19 protein-coding genes are annotated in these 21,854 nt (G+C 64.6%); 7 read left to right on the forward strand and 12 right to left on the reverse strand.

Annotated elements, in window-relative coordinates:
• Window positions 1-71: 71 nt before the first annotated feature.
• The 5 genes from PSEMO_RS03940 to PSEMO_RS03960 all read right to left on the reverse strand — a co-directional run bounded on the left by PSEMO_RS03940 (window position 72) and on the right by PSEMO_RS03960 (window position 4,981).
• On the reverse strand, window positions 72-1,082 hold the full coding sequence (locus PSEMO_RS03940) for a GlxA family transcriptional regulator (protein WP_178391963.1): 1,011 nt from the start codon (window positions 1,080-1,082) through the stop codon (window positions 72-74).
• A 150-nt stretch (window positions 1,083-1,232) separates the two neighbouring features.
• On the reverse strand, window positions 1,233-2,081 hold the full coding sequence (locus tag PSEMO_RS03945; protein ID WP_075801863.1) for an ABC transporter permease: 849 nt from the start codon (window positions 2,079-2,081) through the stop codon (window positions 1,233-1,235).
• Window positions 2,071-2,928: an ABC transporter permease gene (locus PSEMO_RS03950; RefSeq protein ID WP_075801864.1), complete on the reverse strand. Its 858-nt coding sequence runs from the start codon at window positions 2,926-2,928 to the stop codon at window positions 2,071-2,073. The genes PSEMO_RS03945 and PSEMO_RS03950 overlap by 11 nt, the downstream gene beginning before the upstream one ends.
• Complete coding sequence (locus PSEMO_RS03955; protein WP_075801865.1) at window positions 2,925-4,022, reverse strand: quaternary amine ABC transporter ATP-binding protein; 1,098 nt, start codon at window positions 4,020-4,022, stop codon at window positions 2,925-2,927. Before PSEMO_RS03955 ends, PSEMO_RS03950 begins: the two co-directional genes overlap by 4 nt.
• A gap of 107 nt (window positions 4,023-4,129) precedes the next feature.
• The gene (locus tag PSEMO_RS03960; protein ID WP_075801866.1) at window positions 4,130-4,981 is read right to left on the reverse strand and encodes a glycine betaine ABC transporter substrate-binding protein; all 852 of its coding nucleotides are present in this window, start codon (window positions 4,979-4,981) and stop codon (window positions 4,130-4,132) included.
• A gap of 648 nt (window positions 4,982-5,629) precedes the next feature.
• Between PSEMO_RS03960 and PSEMO_RS03965 the strand changes: the two genes are divergently transcribed.
• From PSEMO_RS03965 to PSEMO_RS03990, 6 genes are all read left to right on the forward strand, one after another.
• Window positions 5,630-6,352, forward strand: coding sequence for a GntR family transcriptional regulator (locus PSEMO_RS03965; RefSeq protein WP_075801867.1), 723 nt, complete (start codon window positions 5,630-5,632; stop codon window positions 6,350-6,352).
• Between the two features lie 94 nt (window positions 6,353-6,446).
• On the forward strand, window positions 6,447-7,766 hold the full coding sequence (locus tag PSEMO_RS03970; RefSeq protein WP_075801868.1) for an NAD(P)/FAD-dependent oxidoreductase: 1,320 nt from the start codon (window positions 6,447-6,449) through the stop codon (window positions 7,764-7,766).
• Between the two features lie 220 nt (window positions 7,767-7,986).
• Window positions 7,987-9,315 (forward strand): MFS transporter, encoded by a 1,329-nt coding sequence (locus tag PSEMO_RS03975; protein ID WP_075801869.1) that lies wholly within the window; start codon window positions 7,987-7,989, stop codon window positions 9,313-9,315.
• 41 nt (window positions 9,316-9,356) lie between these two features.
• Complete coding sequence (locus tag PSEMO_RS03980; protein WP_075801870.1) at window positions 9,357-10,259, forward strand: dihydrodipicolinate synthase family protein; 903 nt, start codon at window positions 9,357-9,359, stop codon at window positions 10,257-10,259.
• A 1-nt stretch (window position 10,260) separates the two neighbouring features.
• Window positions 10,261-11,751, forward strand: a complete 1,491-nt coding sequence (locus PSEMO_RS03985; RefSeq protein ID WP_075801871.1) for an aldehyde dehydrogenase — start codon at window positions 10,261-10,263, stop codon at window positions 11,749-11,751.
• A gap of 259 nt (window positions 11,752-12,010) precedes the next feature.
• Entirely contained in the window at window positions 12,011-12,922 is a 912-nt protein-coding gene (locus PSEMO_RS03990; protein WP_075801872.1) for a DMT family transporter, read from the forward strand.
• A 140-nt stretch (window positions 12,923-13,062) separates the two neighbouring features.
• On the opposite strand, the gene PSEMO_RS03995 is transcribed toward PSEMO_RS03990, so the two are convergent.
• The 4 genes from PSEMO_RS03995 to PSEMO_RS04010 all read right to left on the reverse strand — a co-directional run bounded on the left by PSEMO_RS03995 (window position 13,063) and on the right by PSEMO_RS04010 (window position 18,534).
• Window positions 13,063-14,223: a M20 aminoacylase family protein gene (locus tag PSEMO_RS03995; RefSeq protein WP_075801873.1), complete on the reverse strand. Its 1,161-nt coding sequence runs from the start codon at window positions 14,221-14,223 to the stop codon at window positions 13,063-13,065.
• Window positions 14,220-15,845, reverse strand: coding sequence for an APC family permease (locus PSEMO_RS04000; protein WP_075801874.1), 1,626 nt, complete (start codon window positions 15,843-15,845; stop codon window positions 14,220-14,222). The genes PSEMO_RS03995 and PSEMO_RS04000 overlap by 4 nt, the downstream gene beginning before the upstream one ends.
• A gap of 178 nt (window positions 15,846-16,023) precedes the next feature.
• Complete coding sequence (locus tag PSEMO_RS04005) at window positions 16,024-17,232, reverse strand: diaminopropionate ammonia-lyase (RefSeq protein WP_075801875.1); 1,209 nt, start codon at window positions 17,230-17,232, stop codon at window positions 16,024-16,026.
• A 72-nt stretch (window positions 17,233-17,304) separates the two neighbouring features.
• Window positions 17,305-18,534: a Zn-dependent hydrolase gene (locus tag PSEMO_RS04010; protein ID WP_075801876.1), complete on the reverse strand. Its 1,230-nt coding sequence runs from the start codon at window positions 18,532-18,534 to the stop codon at window positions 17,305-17,307.
• A 128-nt stretch (window positions 18,535-18,662) separates the two neighbouring features.
• Here PSEMO_RS04010 and PSEMO_RS04015 point away from each other — a divergent pair, with 128 nt between their 5' ends.
• Window positions 18,663-19,124: an Lrp/AsnC family transcriptional regulator gene (locus PSEMO_RS04015; protein ID WP_075801877.1), complete on the forward strand. Its 462-nt coding sequence runs from the start codon at window positions 18,663-18,665 to the stop codon at window positions 19,122-19,124.
• Here PSEMO_RS04015 and PSEMO_RS04020 read toward each other — a convergent pair.
• The 3 genes from PSEMO_RS04020 to PSEMO_RS04030 form a co-directional block, all read right to left on the reverse strand.
• The gene (locus PSEMO_RS04020; RefSeq protein ID WP_075801878.1) at window positions 19,121-19,864 is read right to left on the reverse strand and encodes a sulfite exporter TauE/SafE family protein; all 744 of its coding nucleotides are present in this window, start codon (window positions 19,862-19,864) and stop codon (window positions 19,121-19,123) included. The two genes, PSEMO_RS04015 and PSEMO_RS04020, sit on opposite strands and share 4 nt — an antisense overlap.
• Before the next feature lie 237 nt (window positions 19,865-20,101).
• The gene (phnX, locus tag PSEMO_RS04025; RefSeq protein ID WP_075801879.1) at window positions 20,102-20,929 is read right to left on the reverse strand and encodes a phosphonoacetaldehyde hydrolase; all 828 of its coding nucleotides are present in this window, start codon (window positions 20,927-20,929) and stop codon (window positions 20,102-20,104) included.
• A gap of 36 nt (window positions 20,930-20,965) precedes the next feature.
• On the reverse strand, window positions 20,966-21,826 hold the full coding sequence (locus PSEMO_RS04030) for a LysR substrate-binding domain-containing protein (RefSeq protein WP_075801880.1): 861 nt from the start codon (window positions 21,824-21,826) through the stop codon (window positions 20,966-20,968).
• Window positions 21,827-21,854: the final 28 nt, after the last annotated feature.

A 21,854-nucleotide genomic window follows, 5' to 3' on the forward strand; every position in this document is an offset into this window, starting at 1 on the left:
GGTATCGCGAGCGCCGCCAAAACCTGTGGGAGCTGGCTTGCCAGCGATGAGGCCGGCTCAGTCAGCACAAATCACTCGGCTTTCTTCGCCTTGCCGCCCTTCACCAACCCATAGCGAATCTCCTTCGACGGCCCATAGCCGTAGAACGAGGTATAGCACTTGCTGAAGTGGCTGGGCGAAACGAACCCGCAAGCCAGCGCCACGTCGATCAGCAACAGGTCGGAGTGCTGCAACAGCCTGCGGCTTTCAGTGATGCGCAGTTCCAGGTAATAGCGCACCGGGGTAGTCCCCAGCTGGGTCATGAACAAGCGCCCGATCTGCCGCTTCGAACGCCCCACATAGTGGGCCAGTTGATCCTGGCTCAACGGCTCCTCGATATTCGCGCTCATCAGGTTGATGGCTTCGCGCAGCGGCTCGCTCATCTTCTCGTGCAATGTCGGCCGCGCCCGGCGGTAACGCGACTCCTCGAAGGCGAGGATATCCACCACCGCATCCACCAGCCCACGGCCGCAGCGGCTGTTGATCCACTCCAGCACCAGATGGAAGCCCCCCGCCGGACTCGCAGCGGTGAGCCGGTCACGGTCGACCATATAGCTTTCGCTGGTGACCTGGCTGTCCTTGGCGATTTCCGCCACGGCACCGCGATGCTCCGGGTGCACGGCGCAGCGGTAGCCATCCAGCAGCCCGGCCTGGCCGAGGAACCAGGCGCCGTTCCACAGGGCGCCCAACGCCACATGCCGTTCCGCCGCCTTGTGCAGGATCTGGTTCAGCTCCGGGATCGGCCGCAGCACGGTGCGCAAGCCGCCGCAGACCACCAGCAGGTCGAGGTCATCCAGCGCGGCGGCATTGAGCGGCGCATCCGGGCAGATCACCAGCCCAAGATCACTGACCCGCGAGCCACCATCCAGGGTAAAGGTGCGATAGGTAAAGGACGCCGCCTGGATCAGGTTGGCGGTGACCACCGTGTCCAGGGCCTGGGTGAAGGCCGGCAGGGAGAAGTGTTCGAGCAGGATGAAACCGACCCTGCCCTGCCCGCCCGGGGCCTGCTTTTCGCCCGTGAAGCGCAGGTTCGAACCCTGCATGGCATCACTGAACTGCCTTCTTTCAACCACGTTATCTGTCTTCCGATCTTGTTCTGGGAATCCGAAGCGCCGAAACCGCTACGCCGGCATGCATCGTCGAATGATGCACGCCGGCGTGGCGGTGTCCAACTTTCCTTCGGAAATTTCTGATTAAGTTGCGGCTCGAATCCTACGGCCTTGCAAGGCTCCGCGAGAGAGACGGTCCAGCAACAGGGCCACGGCGACGATGGCCAGGCCCGCACGCAGGCCGAGGCCCATTTCCATCCGGGTGAGGCCGCGGGTCACTTCCGCGCCCAGGCCGCCCGCCCCCACCAGCCCGGCCAGCACTACCATGGCCAGGGACAGCAGGATGCATTGGTTCAAGCCCACCAGCAGGGTCGGCATGGCCGTGGGCAGCTCGATCTTCAGCAGGATCGCCTGGGGCGGCGCACCCATGGCCTTGCCCAGTTCCAGCAGGTCGCGGGGCACCTGGTTGAACGCCAGGGTGGTCAGGCGCAGCATCGGCGGGATGCCATAGATGATGGTGGCGAGGATCGCCGGGACCTTGCCCAGGCTGAACACCATCACCGCCGGAATCAGGTAGACCCACGGCGGCACGGTCTGCATGACGTTGAGGATCGGGCTGAGCACCGCGTCCAGGCGTTTGACCCGCGAGGCCGCGACACCGATGGGGAAGGCCACGGTCACCGAGATCAGCACCGCCACCGTGACCAGGGCGATGGTCTGCATCGACGCTACCCAGAACCCGGAGATCAGGCAGAAGCCGAGCATCACCACGGCGAGGATCGCCGCCCGCAGGTTGACCAGGAAGAATGCCGCCACCGCTACCAGCGCAATCATGCCGTAGGGCGGGATCACCAGCAGCAGGCCTTCGATCCCGCCGAGGACGGTTTCGATAAAGCGGCTGATCAGGGCGAACAGGCCGTGCAGGTTGGCGTTCAGCCAATCCACCGACGGCGCCAGCCAGGCGCCCGGGGAGAACGTGATATCAGGATTCATGTGCAGCCCTCCGGCCGAGACGGGTGGCGCTCTGGGCCATGCGGTCGAGGATCAGGGTCAAGATGACGATGGCGATGGCAGCGTTGATCGACATGGCGATATCCAGGGTACGGATCGCGCCGTAGATCACTTCGCCCAGCCCGCCGGAACCGACGATACCGGCGATCACCACCATGCCGAAGGCCATCATCAGGCCCTGGTTGACCCCGGCCATGATGCTCGGCAGGGCGAACGGCAGGCGGATCTTGAAGAACTGCTGCCAGCCCGTGGTGCCGGTGGCCTGCCCCAGTTCGATGAACACCTTGGGCGTCATGCGGATGCCCAGGGAGGTCAGGCGTACCACCGGTGGCACGGCGACGATGAAGGTGGCCACCAGTGCGGTGCCCGGGCCGTAGCCGAGCAAGGCGATCGCCGGCAGCAGGTAGATGTAGGGCGGCAGGGTCTGGATCAGGTCCAGCACCGGCTCGCTGACCCGGTCCAGGGACGGCATCAGGCCGGCCGCGACACCCAGCGGGATGCCGATGACCAGCGCCATGCTGGTCGCCGACAGCACCAGCGCCAGGGTGCTCATGGTCTGCGGCCACAGGCCCATGGCCACGCACAGCACCAGGCCGAGCATGGCCCCGACGGCGAAGCGCCAGCTGGCGGTCAGGCGCCAGCCGAGCGCGCCGAAAGCCAGGATCACGGCCCAGAACGGCAGCAGGGTCAGGCCGCTGTAAATGGCCTGGTAACCGGCGTGCAGCACATCGTTCAGCCCGTCGAAGAACCAGGCGCCGTTGTCCGACAGCCATTCCAGCCGGGCATCGACGAACTCGTCGAAGGCCGCGGCGAATTCCACGGGGCTCATAGCGCGTGCTCCGCTTGCGCCACCGGCTGCTCGGCGGCCGGTGCGCCCTGCACGCCACGCAGCAGGTCCTGCTGGGTGATCACCCCAAGCACCTGGCCGCCCTCCACCACCGCCAGGGCATCGCCATTGGAGCTGATCATCAGGTTGATCAGGGCATCGAGATCGGCTTGCGGGCCGGCACTCGGCAGCGAGCCAGGGTTGAGGTGCGGGTGCGCAGCGAGCGGCGACATGATCGAGTGCGCCTTGACCAGGTGCAGCCGCGAGATGCCGGCGACGAACTCCGCCACATAGTCATCGGCGGGCTTGAGCACGATGTCTTCGGCGGTGCCTTCCTGGATGATCACCCCGTCCTTCATGATCGCAATGCGATCGCCGATGCGGATGGCTTCTTCCAGGTCGTGGGTAATAAAGACGGCGGACTTGCCGAGGGATTTGGTCAACTGGCGGAACTCGTCCTGCAGTTGGCGGCGGATCAGCGGGTCGAGAGCACTGAAGGGTTCGTCCATGAGGATCACTTCCGGATCCGAGGTGATCGCCCGGGCCAGGCCGACGCGCTGCTGCATGCCGCCGGACAGCTCGTCCGGGTAGCGCTGTGCCCAGTCGCTCAGGCCGACCTTGGCCAGGGCCTGCTCAGCCACCTTGTGCCGCTCGGCCTTGGACACGCCGCGCACTTCGAGGCCGAAGGCGGCGTTTTCCAGCACGGTGCGGTGCGGCAGCAGGGCCACGCTCTGGAACACCATGCCGATGTGCCGCGCGCGGGTTTCGCGCAGGGCCGCCGCATCGAGGCTGGCGAGGTCCTTGCCCTTGATCAGGATCTGCCCGGAGGTGGGATCGATCAGGCGGTTGAACATGCGGATCAGGGTCGACTTGCCGCTGCCGGACAAGCCCATGATGCAGTAGATCTCACCACGCCTGACCTTGAGGCTGACGTTCGAGACGCCGACAACACAGCCATGGTCCTGAAGAATCTGCTTCTTCGACAAACCACGCTCTTTATAAGCACGCATGGCGGTATCGGCGTTCTTGCCAAAAATCTTCCAGACCGATTGGCACTCTACCAATACGTCTTCAGCTACTTCGCTTGCTGTGTTCATCTCGCACCCGTCGAACCAGGAATCTGGTTGGCTTTTTTATTACGTTCAGTTCGGCAGTGGTAAAGGCGTTGTCCGCTGTTCAGGCCGGACAACGCGGTACTTCGTTATCAGTATTTCTTGATGTTTTCCCAGCGCTTCACGAGGTCAGCGTTTTTCGTGGTCCACTCCTGCACGGCCTGCTCCACGGTCTTGCCGTCCTTCATTTCGCCGTTGATCGCGGTGATGTCGGCCAGTGGCAGGTAAACCCCGGCGATCAGCTCACGCGCTTGCGGGTACTCGGCGGAAAAGCCCTTCTGGCCGATCCAGTAGTAGCCCTGCGGCGGGGCGAAGGAGCCTTTCGGATCCTTGAGGAATTTCACGTCGAACTTCTGGCTCATCCACGACGGCTCCCAGGTGGTCACCGCAATCCACTCCTTGCGGTCCACGGCAGACTTGAGGGCGGCGGTCATGGCGGCGGTACTGCCTTCCAGGAGGTTGAGCTTGAGGCCGTAGTCGGTCACGGCCTTGGCCGCATCGCTCATCAGGCCCGAACCCGGCTCGATGCCGACGATCTTGTTGCCGAACTTGTCGGCGTTGGCGTTGAGCTCTTCCAGCGAATCGATGGTCACGTACTTCGGTACGGCGATGGCCTGGTAGAGGCCGTGGGAAACCGGGGAGATCTTCTCCAGACGGTTCTTGTTCTTCTTCCAGTAGTCCTGGGCAGCGTAGTCGATCTGCGAGGCCAGCAACTGGATGTCACCTTTGCCGAGGGCGGCGTAGGCGATGCCCCATTCGGAGAAGTTGGTCACCTTGACGGTGTAGCCGGCGTCTTCGAGGACCTTCTTGGTGACGGTGGTGATCGGGGTGAGGTCTTCCCACGAGAGGGTGCCCATGGTGATGGTCTTTTCCTCGGCCTGGGCCTGGAATACGGTCAAACCGACCATGGCGAGGGTACAGAGCGCTTTCCGGAAGCCTTTCATTGTTGTTCGTCTCCTGGGTTGTGGTGCTGGCCGGACGCGTTGACCGCGCCCGTTGCTTGTTTTTGGTTTTTTTCGCACTGCGTCTTGCACAACTTTCTGGCGGGGGTTTTCTGGCGCCCGGCAAGGCCTGCCAAAGGGCGAAAGACCCCGCGAACACTGGCCTTGGAGCGAGATTCGCACGGGTTCCAGAGGCGGTCAACGGAATTGTATTCTTTGTGTATACCCAAGGAATTCCAAAAGAATTCATCAGAAGTGCTATTTTCCCCAGTGTTTTCGGGGCTCTGAGGGTAGTCGAGCCCGGGGAAAAGCTGTCGTGGGTGGATATGGCGATGGCGGGATTTGATAAGAGTGTGTCTCGTGGATGCCATAGAGAGCTGAGATTCCCGTCGCCTGTCATGGCCTCATCGCTGGCAAGCCAGCTCCCACAGGTACGGTGTACACCGGTCCTTGTGGGAGCTGGCTTGCCAGCGATGAGGCCCTCAAGAACAACACAAAACCCAATAAAACCGGGGGTCAGACCCTGTCACAGATACCCAGATAAGCAGCGAAAACCGCTCGTCGAAATATCTGTAGACACATTGTCTAATCCTCCCCTATAGTCGTTATACAAATTGTAGACACAACCTGATGAGTACAAAAAAGGCTCCCATGAAAGCCACCGCGGCTGTCTCCTCCACCCCTGCCGATGCCTCCCCGGATCGCAAGGCGCTTCTCGCCGAAGCGCTGCGCCGGCGCATCCTGAGCATGGAGCTGGCGCCCGGAGCGGTGGTGGATGAACTGGCGTTGTGCGACGAATTCGGTCTGTCCCGGCCACCAGTGCGCGAGCTGCTGCGCCAGATCGCCGCCGAAGGCTATATCGAGCTGGAGGCCAACCGCGCACCCCGCGTCGCGGCCATGAGTCATGAGTCATTGCGTGCGTTCTTCCTGGCCGCACCGCTGGTGTACATCGCGACCACGCAACTGGCAGCGACCCGCGCCACCGCGAGCGAAATCGAAGAGCTGCGCCGGATCCAGGCCTTGTTCCGCCAGGCGATCCAGGAGCAGCACGTAGAAAACCGCGTCATCTACAACGACGAGTTCCACCTCGAGATCGGCAAGATGGCGCACAACGATTACCTGATGCCGAGCCTGCGCCGTGTGCTCATCGACCATGCGCGACTGGGCAAGATTTTCTACCGCCACCCGACCACCGTGGACATGCAGAAGGACCTCGAACTGGCCTGCGACCAGCACGACCAGATCATCGAGGCCATCGCCCGCCACGACACCGAGGCAGCGGGACAACTGATTCGCGAGCATATGGAAATGTCGCGCCGGCGCATGGCGGAATACGCCGCACCGGAAGGCATGGAGGTATCGCTCGCGTTTTGAAAGGCCCCGGAGCATGAAGAGGTAGCGAGGTTTCGCTAGTCATTTCGGCCTGGGTGGCAACACCGGATTAAACAAGAACAGCCAGGTCCCTGAAATGACAAAAGTAACCTCGTTGCCGGCCGACGACAGTTCGTGCGGTTGGTATCACCTGAGCCCGAAGCGCACGCCGCGCCCGGCTCATTCCGGCACTAGCCAGGCCCGTTGGGTGGTGCTGGGCGCAGGCTATGTCGGCCTTGCCGCCGCACGCCAGCTCGCACTGAACTTCCCCGATGAACAGATCCTCCTGGTCGAAGCCCAGGAAGTCGGTTTCGGCACCGCTGGCCGCAACGCCGGCTTCGCCATCGACCTGCCCCACGATATCGGCGCCGACGACTATATCGGCGACATCGATATCGCCAAGACCTGCCTGCGCCTGAACCTCACCGGCCAGAACTACCTCAAGGACCTGGTCGCCGCGCACAACATCGACGCCCAGATGAAGTTCTGCGGCAAGTACCAGGCCGCCGTGGAAGACCGCGGTATCGCCGTCCTCGACGCCTACCGTCGCGGCCTGGAAAAGCTCGGCCAGCCCTTCGAAGTGATCGAAGGCGCGGACCTGCCCGACCATATCGGCACCCACTTCTACCGCAAGGCGCTGTTCACCCCCGGCACCGCGCTGATCCAGCCCTCGGCCATGGTCAAGGGCCTGGCGGAAAGCCTGCCGGCCAACGTCACCCTGTACGAAAACACCCCGATCCTCGACGTCGAGTACGGCAGCAAGACCGTGCTGCGCCACGCCCGCGGCAGCATCACTGCCGACAAGCTGGTGCTGGCCAACAACGCCTTCGGCGGCCACTTCGGCTTCCTCAAGGGCGCCATGCTGCCGATCTTCACCTACGCCAGCCTGACCCGGCCGATGACCGAACAGGAACAGGCGCGCCTGGGTGGCAAGCCGTACTGGGGCGTGATCCCGGCGGACCCGTTCGGCACCACGGTGCGGCGCACCCCGGACAACCGCCTGCTGATCCGCAACAGCTTCAGCTTCAACCCGGACGGTCGCGCCAATCCCAAGTACCTGCAGCGCTACGTCGCGCGCCACAAGGCGTCCTTCGCCCGGCGCTTCCCGATGCTGCCGGACGTGGGTATCGAATACACCTGGGGCGGTGCCCTGGCCATGTCGCGCAACCACGAGAGCTTCTTCGGCCAATTGGCGCCGAACGTCTATGGCGCACTGTGCTGCAACGGCCTCGGCGTGACCCGTGGCACGGCCACCGGCAAGTTGCTGGCGGACTGGCTGGCGGGCGAAAAGAACGACCTGATCGACTTCCTCCTGAAGTCCCCGGGCCCGAATGCCAACCCGCCGCAGCCGTTCCTGTCGCTTGGCGTCAACGCCAACCTGACCTGGGGCCAGATGCGCGCCGGCAAGGAAAGCTAAGCCCTTAAGCCATACCCATGCCCTGTGGGAGCGAGCTTGTCGGAGCGCCGAACCGTCACGAAGGACCGCGCAGCGGTCCCAAAGATCACTCGGCTAGTTGAAGTAGAGCAGTAACAAACAGTGTCGCGCCGGCCAGGCGCCAACCCCCGGACTGAAGTTCCCATTCAGATCCGCGGACCCGCTCGGCCGAAAAACAGGTTCGATAGTGCAGGAAACAATAATGACAACTTCCAATCAATCCGTTGAAGACGTACCCCTCAATCGCTTCCACCAGTTGCTCACCGCCCGTTCCGGTGGCGGCTCCTTCGTCGACGGCTATGTGCTCAGCATCATTGGCGTGGCCATGGTGCAGATGTCCGCAGGCCTGGGCCTGAGCGCCTTCTGGCAGGGCATGATCGCCGCCTCGGCGCTGATCGGCATCTTCTTCGGCGGCTTCCTCGGCGGCGCGCTGACCGACCATTTCGGGCGCAAGCGCATCTTTTTCGTCGGCCCTACCCTGTTCATCCTCGGTTCCCTCGCCCAGTTCTGGGTCGACTCGGGCCCCATGCTGTTCGCCCTGCGTTTCCTGATCGGTGTCGCGGTGGGCATCGAATACCCGGTGGCCACCGCGCTGCTGGTGGAATTCCTGCCGAAGAAATACCGCGGCCCACGCCTGGCCACCCTGACCATCCTCTGGTTCGCCGGTGCCGCCTTCGCCTATATCGTCGGCCACTTCCTCCTCGCCTCCGGCGACGAGAACGCCTGGCGCCTGGTGCTGGCAAGCCCCGTGGTGATCGGCGCGATCCTCTTCGGCCTGCGCATGGGCACCCCGGAATCGCCCCGCTGGCTGCTGAACAAGGGCCGCGCGGCGGAAGCCGAGGCGATCATCAAGCAGGTCTACGGCAACGCCTTCTCGCTGAAGAACCTGCCGGAGCAAGCCAAGGAACAGAAAGCCTCGCTGCTCAGCCTGCTGCACTCGGGCTACGGCAAACGCATGCTGTTCGTCAGCATGTTCTGGTCGTGCTCGGTGATCCCGGTGTTCGCGGTCTACTCCTTCGCCCCGAAGGTCCTTGAAGCGCTGCACCTGAAAGGTGACTGGGCGTCCTTCGGCTCGGTGGCGATCACCCTGCTGTTCGTGGTCGGTTGCATCATCGCCACCCGCCTGATCAACAGCATGGGCCGGCGCAGCATGCTGATCCACAGCTTCCTCTGGTCCGGCCTGGCCCTGCTCGGCCTGGCGGCGATGCACGACGGCTCGCCGATGCTGGTGCTGGTGCTGTTCGGTGCCTACGCCCTGTTCATCGGCGGCGCCCAGGTGCTGCAACTGGTGTACCCGAACGAGCTGTTCCCAACCGAGATCCGCGCCGTCGCGGTCGGCATCGGCACCTCGCTGTCGCGTATCGGCGCAGCGGTCGGCACCTGGCTGGTACCGATGTCGCTGCAGTCCCTGGGCATCGCCCAGACCATGTACGCCGCCGCCATCGTCACCCTGGTCGGCCTGCTGTTCGCCTGGGCCCTGGCCCCGGAAACCCGTTCCCTGACTCTGCAACAAGCCGCCTCGCTGAACTGAGCGCGGTCTGACATTCCTTGCGTCCCACTGGAGAGAAAAGCATGAAATTCGCAGGCATCTACACCCCCGCCGTCACCCCGCTGAACGCCGACGGCAGCATCGACAAGGCCGGCTTCGCCGCCGTCCTCGACTACCTGGTGGAATCGAAGATCCACGGCATCATCATCGGCGGCTCCACCGGCGAGTACTACGCCCACACCGCCCAGGAGCGCATCGACCTGGCCGCCCAGGCCAAGGACGTGATCAACGGCCGCCTGCCGCTGATCATCGGTACCGGCGCGATCCGCACCGAAGACTCGGTGGCCTTCGCCAAGCACGCCAGGGAAATCAAGGCTGACGCGCTGCTGGTCGGCACCCCGCCCTACGCGCTGCCGACCCAGCAGGAAATCGCCGTGCACGTCAAAGCCGTGGACGCCGCCGCCGACCTGCCGATCATGCTCTACAACTACCCGGGCCGCATGAGCGTGAGCATGGGCCCTGAGTTCTTCGATGCCGTGGCCGATGTGAAGAACATCGTCGCGATCAAGGAAAGCTCGGGCGACATGAACCAGCTGCACCGCCTGGCCACCAAATACCCGCACATCTCCCTGTCCTGCGGCTGGGACGACCAGGCCCTGGAATTCTTCGCCTGGGGCGCCCAGAGCTGGGTCTGCGCCGGTTCCAACTTCATCCCGCGCGAGCACGTGGCGCTGTACGAGGCCTGCGTGATCGAGAAGGACTTCAACAAGGGCCGGCGCATCATGGCGGAAATGATGCCGCTGATGGACTTCCTCGAAGGCGGCAAGTTCGTCCAGTCGATCAAGCATGGCGTCAGCCTCAACGGCCTGAGCACCGGCGGCGTGCGCGCCCCGCTGCAAGGCCTGGACGCTGCCGAGCAGGCCGAGCTGGCCAACGTGGTCGCCACCCTGAAGCGCAACATCGCTGCCATCGTCGAGGGCAAATAACATGGCCGAACTGCTGAGCAAAGCCGAGTACCAGGCCCTGGCCGCCAAGCTGCTGCCGCGCAACCAGGCCTTTATCGACGGCGAATTCCGCGACGCGATCAGCGGTCGTACCTTCGTCACCACCAACCCGGCCACCGGCGAGAAGCTGGCGGAAGTGTCGGCCTGCGATGTGCAGGACGTCAACGTCGCCGTCGCTGCCGCCAAGGCGGCCTTCGAAGACGGCCGCTGGAGCGCGCTGACCCCGGGTGCCCGGAAAAAGGTCCTGCTGAAGTTCGCCCAGCTGCTGGAAGACAACTCCCACGAACTGGCGGTACTGGAAGCCCTGGACAGCGGCAAACCCGTCAGCGAATGCCAGAACGTCGACGTGCCGGAGACCATCCACACCCTGCGCTGGCACGCCGAGCTGATCGACAAGATCTACGACGCCACCGCCCCGACCGGTTCCGCGGCGGTGACCATGGTCGTGCGCGAAGCCATCGGTGTTGTCGGCCTGGTCCTGCCGTGGAACTTCCCGCTGCTGATGCTGGCCTGGAAGATCGGTCCGTCCCTGGCCGCCGGTTGCTCCATCGTGGTCAAGCCGGCCAAGGAAACCACCCTGACCGCCCTGCGCGTGGCCGAACTGGCCCACGAAGCGGGTATTCCGGCAGGCGTGTTCAATATCGTGCCTGGCGGCGGTCGTGAGGCCGGCGAGGCCATCGGTCGTCACATGGACGTGGCCATGGTCAGCTTCACCGGTTCCACCGATACCGGTCGCCTGTTCCTCAAGTACGCCTCCGAGTCCAACCTCAAGCGCGTGGTCCTGGAGCTGGGTGGCAAGAACCCGGCCGTGGTCATGAACGACTGCGAGGACCTGGACTCCGTGGCCCAGTTCGTCACCGCCGGTGCCTTCTGGAACATGGGCGAGAACTGCTCCGCGTCGTCGCGCCTGATCGTGCACAAGGATGTGAAGGACGAGCTGCTGAGCCTGATCTCCAAGCATGTGAAGGACTGGAAACTCGGCGACCCGCTGGACCCGGACAACCGTCTCGGTGCCATGGTCAGCAAGGCGCATTTCGAGAAAGTCCGTTCCTACCTGGAATACGCCGCCGAGCAGAAGCTCACCGTGGCCCTGGGTGGCGAGACCCAGGATGGCGTATTCGTGCAGCCGACCATCGTCGATGGCGTGGCCCGCGACAGCCGCCTGTTCGTCGAGGAAATCTTCGGCCCGGTGCTCAGCGTCACCACCTTCGAGACCCTCGACGAAGCCATCGAACTGGCCAACGACACCATCTACGGCCTGGCGGCGTCGGCCTACACCGGCAGCCTGCGCAATGCCCTGCGCCTGTCGCGGGAAATCCGCGCCGGTGTGGTCACGGTCAACTGCTTCGGTGAAGGCGATGCCTCGACGCCGTTCGGAGGCTACAAAGAGTCCGGATTTGGCGGTCGCGACAAATCGATCTGGGCGCATGATCAGTACACGGAGCTGAAGACCATCTGGATCGACGCTTCGTGAGCTGAAACCCGGGTGCTGTTCTGACGGAGTTCGGTACCTGACCCGGCCACCGCCCCACGCAGGCGGTGGCCACCCCCGTTTCCTTTCGCAGTACGGCGAACGAGCAGCACGGCCCGTGCAGGCCACTACAACGCTGCGGCGCTGAAGGCTCCCGGATTTCTTCCCGGGCGGCCACACAATCCAACTACCCAAAAACCCGTCCGCACGACCGCCGGAGAGCGCTCGCGTGCGAACACATGCACAGACTTTCCTACTGCCCATGCTCGCTTCGAACGTTTCAACCCATAGCTCCACTCTCGGTCACCGCAATGCGCTGATCGTGGCCCACATCGCCGCCGTGCTGTTCGGTCTGACCGGCATTCTCGGCGCCCTTATCCACTCATCCGCCTCGGTCATCACCTTCGGTCGCGCCGCTTTTGCCGTGTTTGCCCTGGGTGCGGTAGCGCAATTGCAGAAACGTGGCGTGTTCCACCGCCTGAGCTGGCGCAAATTCGGGGTCATGGCCCTGAGCGGGGTGATGCTGACCTCGCACTGGGTCAGTTTCTTCATCGCCATCAAGGTCGGTGGCGTGGCCGTGGCGACCCTCGGTTTCGCCAGCTTCCCGGCGTTTATCGCGGTGCTTGACCTGCTGGTATTCCGCGAGCGCATTCGTGCCGCCGAGGGCATGCTGTTGCTGCTGGTCAGCCTCGGCCTGGTGCTGGTGGTGCCGTCCTTCGACCTGCTCGACCAGGGTACGGTCGGCTTGCTCTGGGGCCTGGGCTCGGGCCTGTCCTTCGCCCTGCTGGCGATCATCAACCGCCGCGGCCTGCAAGGCATGAACGCGGTACAGGTGGCGTTCTGGCAGAACCTCACGGTGGCCGTGCTGGTGGCGCCGTTCGCCTTCGACACCCTGCTGGTGCAGGGGCTGAGTCACAGCGACTGGCTGTACCTGGCGATCCTCGGGATCTTCTGCACCGGGTTGTCCCAGTACCTGTTCGTCAAGAGCCTGGAAGGGCTGGAGGCGCGCAGCGCGGGGATGATCATTGCGCTGGAGCCGGTGTATGCAATCGCCTGCGCCTGGTGGCTGTTCGGTGAACAGCCGTCGCTGCGGATGGTGGCGGGGGCGGCGTTGATCATCCTGGCCACGGTGCTGTCGGCCTGGGGGAAGCTGACGGCGGAGCAGGTGCACTGATAGGTTCCTGAGACCGACACCGCACCCTGTGGGAGCTGGCTTGCCAGCGATTTGGCCCGACCTGACAACCTCTTTGTCATTGCCGGCCTCATCGCTGGCAAGCCAGCTCCCACAGGTCCTGCACCCACAGGAAGATTGGTTTAGAGAGGCAAGCTCCTGCGCACCACCTCGGCAAAATACTCCGCCCCGGTCTTCAGAATCCCGTCATTGAAGTCATAACAAGCGTTATGCAACGGCGTCCCGCCCGTCTCGCCATTGGCCCCATTGCCGATAAACACGAAGTTCCCCGGCACCTGCTGGAGGAACGCGCCGAAGTCCTCGGAAATCATCATCGGCATCACCTCCCCGTCCACCGCCGCCTCGCCGACCACGGCCCTTGCTGCCTCGACTGCCAACGCTGTGTTCTCCGCCCAGTTCACCGTCGGCGCAAACTCATGGGTGTACTCGAACTCGCAACTCGCCCCGTTCGCCGCACAGATGCCCATGCAGATCTCGCGCATGCGGGTTTCCAGGAGCTTCTGCACCTCGGGGCTGTAGCTGCGGGTATCGCCCTTGATGGTCACATGGGTCGGAATCGCATTGCGGATGCCATCGGTCAGGAACTCCGTGCACGACACCACCGCCGACAACCCCGGATCGACATTGCGCGCCACCACTGTCTGCAGGGCGACGACGATCTGCGCCCCGGTCACCAGCGGGTCCACGCCCATATGCGGCCGCGCCGCGTGGGTACCCCGGCCCTGGATGCGGATGACGAAATTGTCTTCGCTCGCCATGATCCCGCCCGCACGGGTAGCGATATGCCCGGCCGGCATCCCCGGCATATTGTGCGCGCCATAGATGGCATCCACCGGGAAGCGCTGGAACAGCCCGTCGGCCATCATCGCCTTGGCCCCGCAGCCATGCTCCTCGGCCGGCTGGAAGATAAAGCGCACGGTGCCGTTGAAGTCGCGGCGCTCGCAGAGCAACTGGGCTGCACCGAGGATCATCGCCATATGCCCGTCATGCCCGCAGGCGTGCATCTTGCCGTCGATCCGCGAAGCATGCTCGCGCTCCGGTACCTGCTCGGTGATGTTCAGCGCGTCCATGTCGGCGCGCAGGCCGATCACCCCGGCACCCTCACCCACCCGCAGGCTCGCCACCAGCCCGGTGCCGCCGATTCCGCGATGCACCTCCAGGCCCAGGCCTTCGAGAATCCCGGCCACCCGTGCCGAGGTGTCGACTTCCTCGAAGCCGGTTTCCGGGTGACGGTGGAAGGCGTGGCGCCAGGCTTTCAGGCGTTGTTCGAATTGCGCGCTCATGCTCGCTGTCCCTCGGGGAATGAAGAAGTGGATACGGTCTCGCTCGGGGCTTCACGCCACATCGCGCTCTCTTGCAGATAGCGGGTGCGGTAGCCGCTGCAGACTCCGGCGTAGTAGAAAGCCAGGGCCAGCAGCGCCACCACCAGCATGTCCCAGCCCGACGGAATCAGGCCGATACCGCCGAAGTCGCTGCTGCCCAGCCAGGACACCAGGGCCATGGCCGGCAGGAAGCCGATCAGCCACAGCGCCGAGTACAGGTCCTTGGCAAAGCCCGTCCAGCCGGCCTTGGCCTGGAACCAGAAGAAAATCGGCAAGGCGCCCACCACCAGCAGGATCACCTGCCCGGTCAGCGGCCAGCGCGCCCAGTACAGCACCAGCGAGGCGCAGACGAAGGCGAACGGCGCGATCACCCGCATGCCCTTGATCACCAGCGGCCGCGGCACGTCGGCGGCGGTCGTGCGCAGGGTCATCAGGCTCACCGGGCCGGTGAGGAAGGAGATGATCACCGCCACCGAAATCACCGCCGCCAGCGCACCCCAGCCACGGAAGAAGAACAGGAAGACGAAGGACACCGCCAGGTTCAGCCACATGGCTTCGCGAGGAATGCCATACAGCGGGTGCAGGCGGCCGAAGATCTTCGGCATGGTGTTGTTGCGTTCCATGGCGTAGATCATTCGCGCCGTGGTGGCGGTGTAGATCGAGCCGGTGCCGGAGGGGCTGACGAAGGCATCCAGGTACAGGAGCATGGCCAGCCAGTTGAGGTTCAGGGCCAGGGCCAGTTGCGCCAACGGAGAATCGAAGCTCAGGCTGTGCCAGCCGGCGGCGATGCTCTCGGGGCTGACGGCACCGATAAAGGCCACTTGCAGCAGTACGTAGATCACCAGGGCGATCAGTACCGAAGTGATCAGCGCAAAGGGAATGCTGCGCCCCGGATCACGCGCCTCGCCGGCCAGGCTGACCGGGCTCTGGAAGCCGTTGAAGCTGAACACGATGCCGCTGGCGGCCACGGCGGTGAACACGGCGGACCAGCCATACGGCGCGAAGCTGGCCTCGCTGCCGTCACCGAAGTTGGCGCCGTTGAAGCCGGCCCAGATCAGCGCCACGCCGGTCAGCGCCGGGACCACCAGCTTGAACAGTGTGATCGCGGTATTGGTGCGTACGAACAGCTTCACACCCCAGTAGTTGAGGCCGAAATAGACCATGACCAGCGCCGCGCTGGCCCACAGGCCGGGGGTGGTCAGTTCGCCGTTGGCGACCATGGCCCGGGCCCAGGGGTAATCCCAGGAGGCCATGTACTGGATCGAGGCGATGGCTTCGATGGGGATCACCGAGACGATGGAAATCCAGTTGGCCCAGGCCGCCATGAAGCCCACCAGCGAGCCGTGGGAATAGCGCGCATAGCGCACCATGCCGCCGGACTCGGGGAACATCGCGCCCATTTCCGCATAGGTCAGGGCAATGGCCAGGACCACCACGGCGCCGATCACCCAGGCCAGGATCGCGGCCGGGCCGGCGATGGCCGAAGCGTGCCAGGCGCCGAACAGCCAGCCTGAGCCGATGATGGAGCCCAGGCCGGTCAGCATCAGCGACCAGGGTCCGATATTGCGTTTGGTGGTGTGCATCTGAGTCTCCGTTGTTGTTTTTTTAGAGGAGTGGAATCCGTTCTTGTGGCTGATGGAGAACCCTGTGGGAGCTGGCTTGCCAGCGATAGGGCCCTATCTGGCATCAGAGGTGCCCTTGCCGGCCTCATCGCTGGCAAGCCAGCTCCCACAGGGACCGCGCCGGGTCGGGGAATTATTGTCAGGCCCGGGCCAGCCACTCGCGCTGGCGGGCCAGGACCGACTCGGCGGACTCGCCCACCAGTTCGGCATACACACCCGGCGCCGTGGCGCCTTCGGTGCTGATCAGCAGCACGCGGGAGTCCTTGCCCAGCCCCAGCTCGGCAGCCTGTTGCGGTGCCTTCGCCAGGCGCTGCAAGGCCGCCAGCCCGGCCACCGCCGACTCGCCGGACTCCAGCGGAATATCCCGCTCACTGCCGGCCGCCAGGCGCCGCATCGCCAGCACCGCCTCGTCGTCATGCAGGGTCATGAAGAAATCGACGCTGTTCTCCAGGAATTTCCACGCCAGCGGCGAGGTTTCCCCACAGGCCAGCCCCGCCATCACCGAGTCCACCGAGCCACTGGCATTCGCCGCGCGCCCGGCCAGGGCGCTCTGGTACAGGCAGTCGGCCTGGGCCGGCTCGACCATGACCAAGGTCGGCCGCTGTGCACCCTGCAACTCCCACAGGTAACTGGCGATCCCGGCCGCCAGGCCACCGACGCCACCCTGCAGGAAGACATGGGTAAAGCCCTGGTCATAGGCCTCGACGATCTCGGCGGCGATGGTGCCGTAGCCCTGCATCACGTCCCGGGGAATCTCCTCGTAGCCGTCATAGGAGGTGTCGGACACCACCAGCCAGCCATTGCGCAAGGCCAGGGCCGCAGCCTCTTCCACCGACTCGTCGTAGTTGCCGCTGATGCGCACGATCTCGGCGTCATAGGCGGCGATCGCCTCTTCCCGTTCAACGCTGACATTGGCATGCAGCACGATCACGCAGCGGCAACCCAGGGTCTGTGCCGCAGCCGCCAGGGCGCGGCCGTGGTTGCCGTCGGTGGCGCTGATCACGGTGAAGCCGGCCAGGGCTTGGGCGTACTCGCCAGCGAGCAAGGCGCGGACATTGAAATTGTGCTCGGGGAAGCGCCGCAGGATCAGGCGCACCAGGGCAATCGGCGCACCCAGGGCCTTGAAGCTGCCCAGTTGCGAGCGCTGCGACTCGTCCTTGACCAGCAACTGGCCCACGCCCAGCTCGGCGGCCAGGTCCGGCAGGCTGTACAGCGGCGTGGCGCCCCGGTTGAGGCCAGCCCAGTGCGCAAGCCAGTCACGGCTCTGGCCGGCCCTGGCGATGCTCATGATCTCGCGCAGGTCTTCGGGGTACGGGATACGGCGGGCGTTGCGGTTGGCTAGCAGCATTGCGGTCTCCATCAGGCAAAGGGGTGCCGTCACCGATGGCGTGGGGCATCGGCGTTGGCGTTGGCAAAGGGGTCAGGCGAGTCGGCGGGCGACCACGTCCAGCAGGACTTCGGCGCCCATCACCAGTTGCGCGTCATCGGTGTGCTCGCGGGGGTTGTGGCTGATGCCGCCACGGCTGGGCACGAAGATCATCGCCGCCGGGGCGATACGGGCGATCATCTGTGCGTCGTGGCCGGCACCGGAGGTCATGCGCCGGTGGCTCAGGCCCAGGCGCACGGCGCTGGCTTCGATCTGGTCGGCCAGGGTGGCGTCGAAGATCACCGGTTCGAAACGCACCAGGCGCTCGCTGGAAATCTTCACGCCCTCCTCTGCGGCGATCCGCTCGAGGAAGTCGGCGAAACGCTGTTCGGCCTGTTGCAAGCGGGCTTCATCGGGGTCACGCAGGTCGACGGTGAACACCGCCTTGCGCGGAATCACGTTGATCACATTGGGCTCGAAGGCAATGCAGCCGGTGGTGGCCAGGGTGCTCCCGGCCTCGCGAGCGATGGCGCGAGCCTCGGCCACAGCGGCGCAGGCCACGTAGCCGGCGTCATGGCGCAGTCGGGTCGGCGTAGTGCCGGCATGGTTGGCATTGCCCTGCACCGTCACCTGCTGCCAGGAAATGCCCTGGAGGTTTTCCACCACGCCGATCTGGATGCCCTCGGCCTCGAGGATCGGGCCCTGCTCAATATGCAGCTCGAGGTATTCATGCGGCACGATGGCGCCGGGTTGCAGGTCGCCGGCATAACCGATGCGCGCCAGCTCGTCGCCCAGGCGGGTGCCGTCGGTGCCAAGGGTATCCAGCGCCACCTGCACCTCCAGGCCGCCGGCATACACCAAGGAGCCCATCATGTCCGGCTGATAGCGCACGCCCTCCTCGTTGGTGAAGGCACCAACCGTGATCGGCCGCGCCGGCAGCACGCCGGCGTCACGGTAGGCACGGATCACTGCGAGGCCGGCAAGCACGCCGTAGCAGCCATCGAGGGCGCCGGCATTGGTCACGGTGTCGATATGCGAGCCCATCATCAATGGCGCCAGATCTTCGCCGGAGGCGGCCGGCAAGGTGCCGAAGATATTGCCGATGCGGTCGATACGCACCTCCAGGTCCAGCGCCTTCATCCAGGCCACCACCTGGTCGCGCCCGGCCTTTTCGGCATCGGTCAGGGCGATGCGGGTGCGGCCGCCCTGCACCGGGTCGGCGCCCAGTTCGCCAAGGATGCGGATCTGCTCCAGCAGCAGCGCGCCGTCGAGTTGAAGGTTCATCCAGGTACTCCAAGGGGTGTTCGTCGATGAGGTAAATGCTATTTCAATGCGATGGAGTTATTTCTTGATCTTCGCCCCGGAAATGAATTTTTATTTCGCATTCGCCTTCACTCAGGAAATCCGCCGTCATGAGTCTGGATCCGTTCGACCTCGCCCTGCTCGACGCCGTGCAGCAGGACGCCAACACCTCGCAGCAGGACCTCGGCGCCCGGGTCAATCTCTCCCCCGCAGCGGTCAATCGTCGCCTGAAGAAGCTCAATGCCGATGGCGTGGTGCGCAAGACCGTGTCGTTGGTGGACCCGGTAGCGGTGGGCTACGGCCTGACGGTGATCACCGAAGTGGAAGTCGAGAACGAACGCCTCGACCTGCTCGACGCCATGAAGCGCACCTTCCTCGCCTGCCCGCAGGTCCAGCAGTGCTACTACGTGGCCGGGGAATGCGACTTCGTGCTGATCATGGCGGTGCGCAACATGGAGCAGTACACCGAGCTGACGCGGACGCTGTTCTTCGAAAGCAACAACGTCAAGCGCTTCAAGACCCTGGTGTCGATGAGCAATGTGAAGGTGGGGCTGGATGTACCGGTTGCCTAGATGAAGTGCGGCAGGGACTGGGCGATCAGCAGGATGCCGGCCAGTCCCAACAGCCCCAGGACCACGCGACGGAACGCGACATCACTGAAATGCCGGTACAGGCGCACGCCAAGCAGGGTCGGCAGCAGCACGCTGAGAATCACCACGGGGAACAGACCCAGGGCCTCGGTGGTAATGGTCCCGGCCACCACGTAGGTCATCATCGTCAGCAGTTGCATGGCCAGGTTGAAGCCCTGGATCACCGAGCGCTGGGTATCCCGGTCCCAGCCCTTGAGCACCGCCCACAATGCCGTGGCCGGGCCGGTCAGGCCGCCGAGGCCGCCCATGACTCCACCAACCACACCCACTAGCGCATCCGCCCCGGCGCCGCCGCTGCGAACGCGCGGCAAGCTGGACGAGAACAGCATCAGCGGGCACCACAGGGCCAGGACGATGCCCACCAGCAGGCGGAACAGCAGCGGGTCGATCTGGTGCAGCAGGAGGACGCCCACGGGCACGCCGATCAGGCCGCCGATCACCATGGGCAGCAAGTGCTCGCGTTTCAGGCCGCGGCGCAGGGTGCGGGCGGCGAGCAACTGGCCGGTGAGCGAGCCGCAGACCACCAGCGGGCCGGTCAGGGCTGGCGGTACGGCCCAGGCCCACAAGGCCATGGCCACCAGGCCGAAGTTGGAGCCGGACAGGCCCTGGACGAAGCCGGCCAGGATGGCGCCGAAGATGATGATGAGCCAGAGGGAGTCCATGGGTGCCCAAGAGGTGCAAAAGGACGGGAGGATAGGCTGTTGGGGGTGGGTAGAGGAAGGTCCAATCGAGGATTGTGTGAGGGGGCCAAATCGGTGCCTGGCTTTCGGGCCCCATCGCTGGCAAGCCAGCTCCCACAGGGTCAGCACAAAGCCCAGGACCTGCGCTGTACCTGTGGGAGCTGGCTTGCCAGCGATTGCTGTGGTGAATTCACCACAGCAACTTCGGCCGGACCTTACTTAAAAGCCCTGCGGCATCTCCCCCCGCGCCAGCCGGGCATTGATGTCCTCGATCACCGCCGGCAATTCGGCAATGGTGTCGATCAGGTAATGCGGCCGCGAGCCCTCGAACATCCGCCCGATCCGCGCCCGCTCGGCCTCCAGCTGGTCAGCCGGCAGCGCCTTGTACTGCTCATACGTCAGCCCCAGCGCATTCCCCGAGCAGGTCAGCGCCACCGTCCACATCCCGGCGCTGCGCCCTTCGAGAATTCCCGGCCAGGTGTCGTCGACCTTGACGCAGGCCGCCACATCGTCGATGCCCAATGCAATCACGTTGGCCAGGGACTGCGCCGGATACGGCCGGCCATTGGGCACTTCATCGGTGGCCACCACATGGTCCGGGCTGTAGCCATTGGCCGCCGCCAGCTCCACCACCCTGGCCATGACCACCTTCGGGTAGCCGGAACAGGTACCGATCTTCAACCCCTTTTCACGCAATTCGGCAATCGCCTCCAGCGCCCCCGGAATCAGCGCCGAGTGCAGGCCGATCTTGTCGATCTGCAGCGGCATGAAGCGTTCGTAGATGGCGGTGACATCCTCGTCGCTCGGCGCCCGGCCAAAACGCGCCCGGTAACGCTCGGCAATCGCCGGCTGGTCGCACAGGGTGCGGATATGGTCCCACTTGCCCATGCCCATCGGGCCGCGGGCTTCTTCCAGGGACACTTCGACACCGAATTCACCAAAGGCCTCGACGAAGATCTGGGTCGGGGCAAAGGAGCCGAAGTCGACGACGGTGCCGGCCCAGTCAAGGATGACCGCTTGCAGGCGTTTGGGTTGCTGGTAGTTCATGGTGGATCTCCAGTGGCAGGTCAGAAAAATCAGGGTTCAGGCCGGCGCGTCGAACAACTCGGCGATCATCGCGCGGTTGCGTCGCAGCGCCAGACAGCACAGGTGGTAGTCGATATGGAACGGGTGGTCGACGAAGGTGATCGGCCGCGTCCCCGGGGTCTCCGCGTACTCCACGGCCGAGACGAAACCGATGCCGATACCCCGGGCGATCGCGTGGACGATGGCTTCGCGGCTGTTCAGTTGCATGGCGCAGTCCAGCTCGATCCCGGCATGCCGGCAGGTTTCCTCGACCAGTTGCCGGGTGCGTGACGACGGCTCGCGCAGCACCAGGCGCTCACCGCGCAACTGCTCGATATGCACCTGGTCCTGCTGCGCCCAGGGATGGTCGTCGCGGACCACGGCGATGATCGGGTAGCGCCGGTACAGCCGGGTATGCAGGCGCTGGTCGAACTCCGACAGGGCGAGGATCGCCAGGTCGATATCGAAGCTGTACAAGCGCTCCAGGGTTTCGTGCTCCGGGGAGAACGAGGTTTCCAGCTTGATATCCGGGTACTGCTGCATCAGTTCGTAGGTGAGGTTCATGGCGATCGGCGGCGACACCGCGCCGATGCGCAGCAGCCCCGCCTTGCGTTCGCGGAAGCTGTGCAGCAACTGGATCGCCTCGTCTTCCTGGCCGAACAGGCCCTGGGTAATGGCATACAACTGCCGCCCCGCCGCGCTCATCTCGACAGAGCGCCCGCGGCGGTGGAACAGCTCCACGGCAAACATCTGCTCCAGCGCCCCGACCTGCTCGCTGACGGTCGGCTGGCCCACGCTGAGGTACTCGGCCGCCAGGGTGAAACTGCCGGTTTGGGCAACCGCGTGAAAGGAGCGCAGCCATTTGTGGTACTGGTACATGGGTTTGCCTTATCCAGGGTCAGTGGAA

The organism is Pseudomonas putida, from assembly GCF_001941965.1.
Lineage (GTDB): Bacteria > Pseudomonadota > Gammaproteobacteria > Pseudomonadales > Pseudomonadaceae > Aquipseudomonas > Aquipseudomonas putida_L.

Bases quoted from the DNA above. Each gene is read 5' to 3' on its own strand.
- PSEMO_RS03945 (WP_075801863.1), bottom strand. From the start codon at position 2,081: ATGAATCCTGATATCACGTTCTCCCCGGGCGCCTGGCTGGCGCCGTCG.
- PSEMO_RS03980 (WP_075801870.1), top strand. From the start codon at position 9,357: ATGAAATTCGCAGGCATCTACACCCCCGCCGTCACCCCGCTGAACGCC.
- PSEMO_RS04030 (WP_075801880.1), bottom strand. From the start codon at position 21,826: ATGTACCAGTACCACAAATGGCTGCGCTCCTTTCACGCGGTTGCCCAA.
- PSEMO_RS04000 (WP_075801874.1), bottom strand. From the start codon at position 15,845: ATGCACACCACCAAACGCAATATCGGACCCTGGTCGCTGATGCTGACC.
- PSEMO_RS04020 (WP_075801878.1), bottom strand. From the start codon at position 19,864: ATGGACTCCCTCTGGCTCATCATCATCTTCGGCGCCATCCTGGCCGGC.
- PSEMO_RS03965 (WP_075801867.1), top strand. From the start codon at position 5,630: ATGAAAGCCACCGCGGCTGTCTCCTCCACCCCTGCCGATGCCTCCCCG.
- PSEMO_RS03975 (WP_075801869.1), top strand. From the start codon at position 7,987: ATGACAACTTCCAATCAATCCGTTGAAGACGTACCCCTCAATCGCTTC.
- PSEMO_RS04010 (WP_075801876.1), bottom strand. From the start codon at position 18,534: ATGAACCTTCAACTCGACGGCGCGCTGCTGCTGGAGCAGATCCGCATC.
- PSEMO_RS03960 (WP_075801866.1), bottom strand. From the start codon at position 4,981: ATGAAAGGCTTCCGGAAAGCGCTCTGTACCCTCGCCATGGTCGGTTTG.
- PSEMO_RS04015 (WP_075801877.1), top strand. From the start codon at position 18,663: ATGAGTCTGGATCCGTTCGACCTCGCCCTGCTCGACGCCGTGCAGCAG.
- PSEMO_RS03950 (WP_075801864.1), bottom strand. From the start codon at position 2,928: ATGAGCCCCGTGGAATTCGCCGCGGCCTTCGACGAGTTCGTCGATGCC.
- PSEMO_RS03955 (WP_075801865.1), bottom strand. From the start codon at position 4,022: ATGAACACAGCAAGCGAAGTAGCTGAAGACGTATTGGTAGAGTGCCAA.
- PSEMO_RS04005 (WP_075801875.1), bottom strand. From the start codon at position 17,232: ATGCTGCTAGCCAACCGCAACGCCCGCCGTATCCCGTACCCCGAAGAC.
- PSEMO_RS03995 (WP_075801873.1), bottom strand. From the start codon at position 14,223: ATGAGCGCGCAATTCGAACAACGCCTGAAAGCCTGGCGCCACGCCTTC.
- PSEMO_RS03940 (WP_178391963.1), bottom strand. From the start codon at position 1,082: ATGCAGGGTTCGAACCTGCGCTTCACGGGCGAAAAGCAGGCCCCGGGC.
- PSEMO_RS03985 (WP_075801871.1), top strand. From the start codon at position 10,261: ATGGCCGAACTGCTGAGCAAAGCCGAGTACCAGGCCCTGGCCGCCAAG.
- phnX (WP_075801879.1), bottom strand. From the start codon at position 20,929: ATGAACTACCAGCAACCCAAACGCCTGCAAGCGGTCATCCTTGACTGG.
- PSEMO_RS03970 (WP_075801868.1), top strand. From the start codon at position 6,447: ATGACAAAAGTAACCTCGTTGCCGGCCGACGACAGTTCGTGCGGTTGG.
- PSEMO_RS03990 (WP_075801872.1), top strand. From the start codon at position 12,011: ATGCTCGCTTCGAACGTTTCAACCCATAGCTCCACTCTCGGTCACCGC.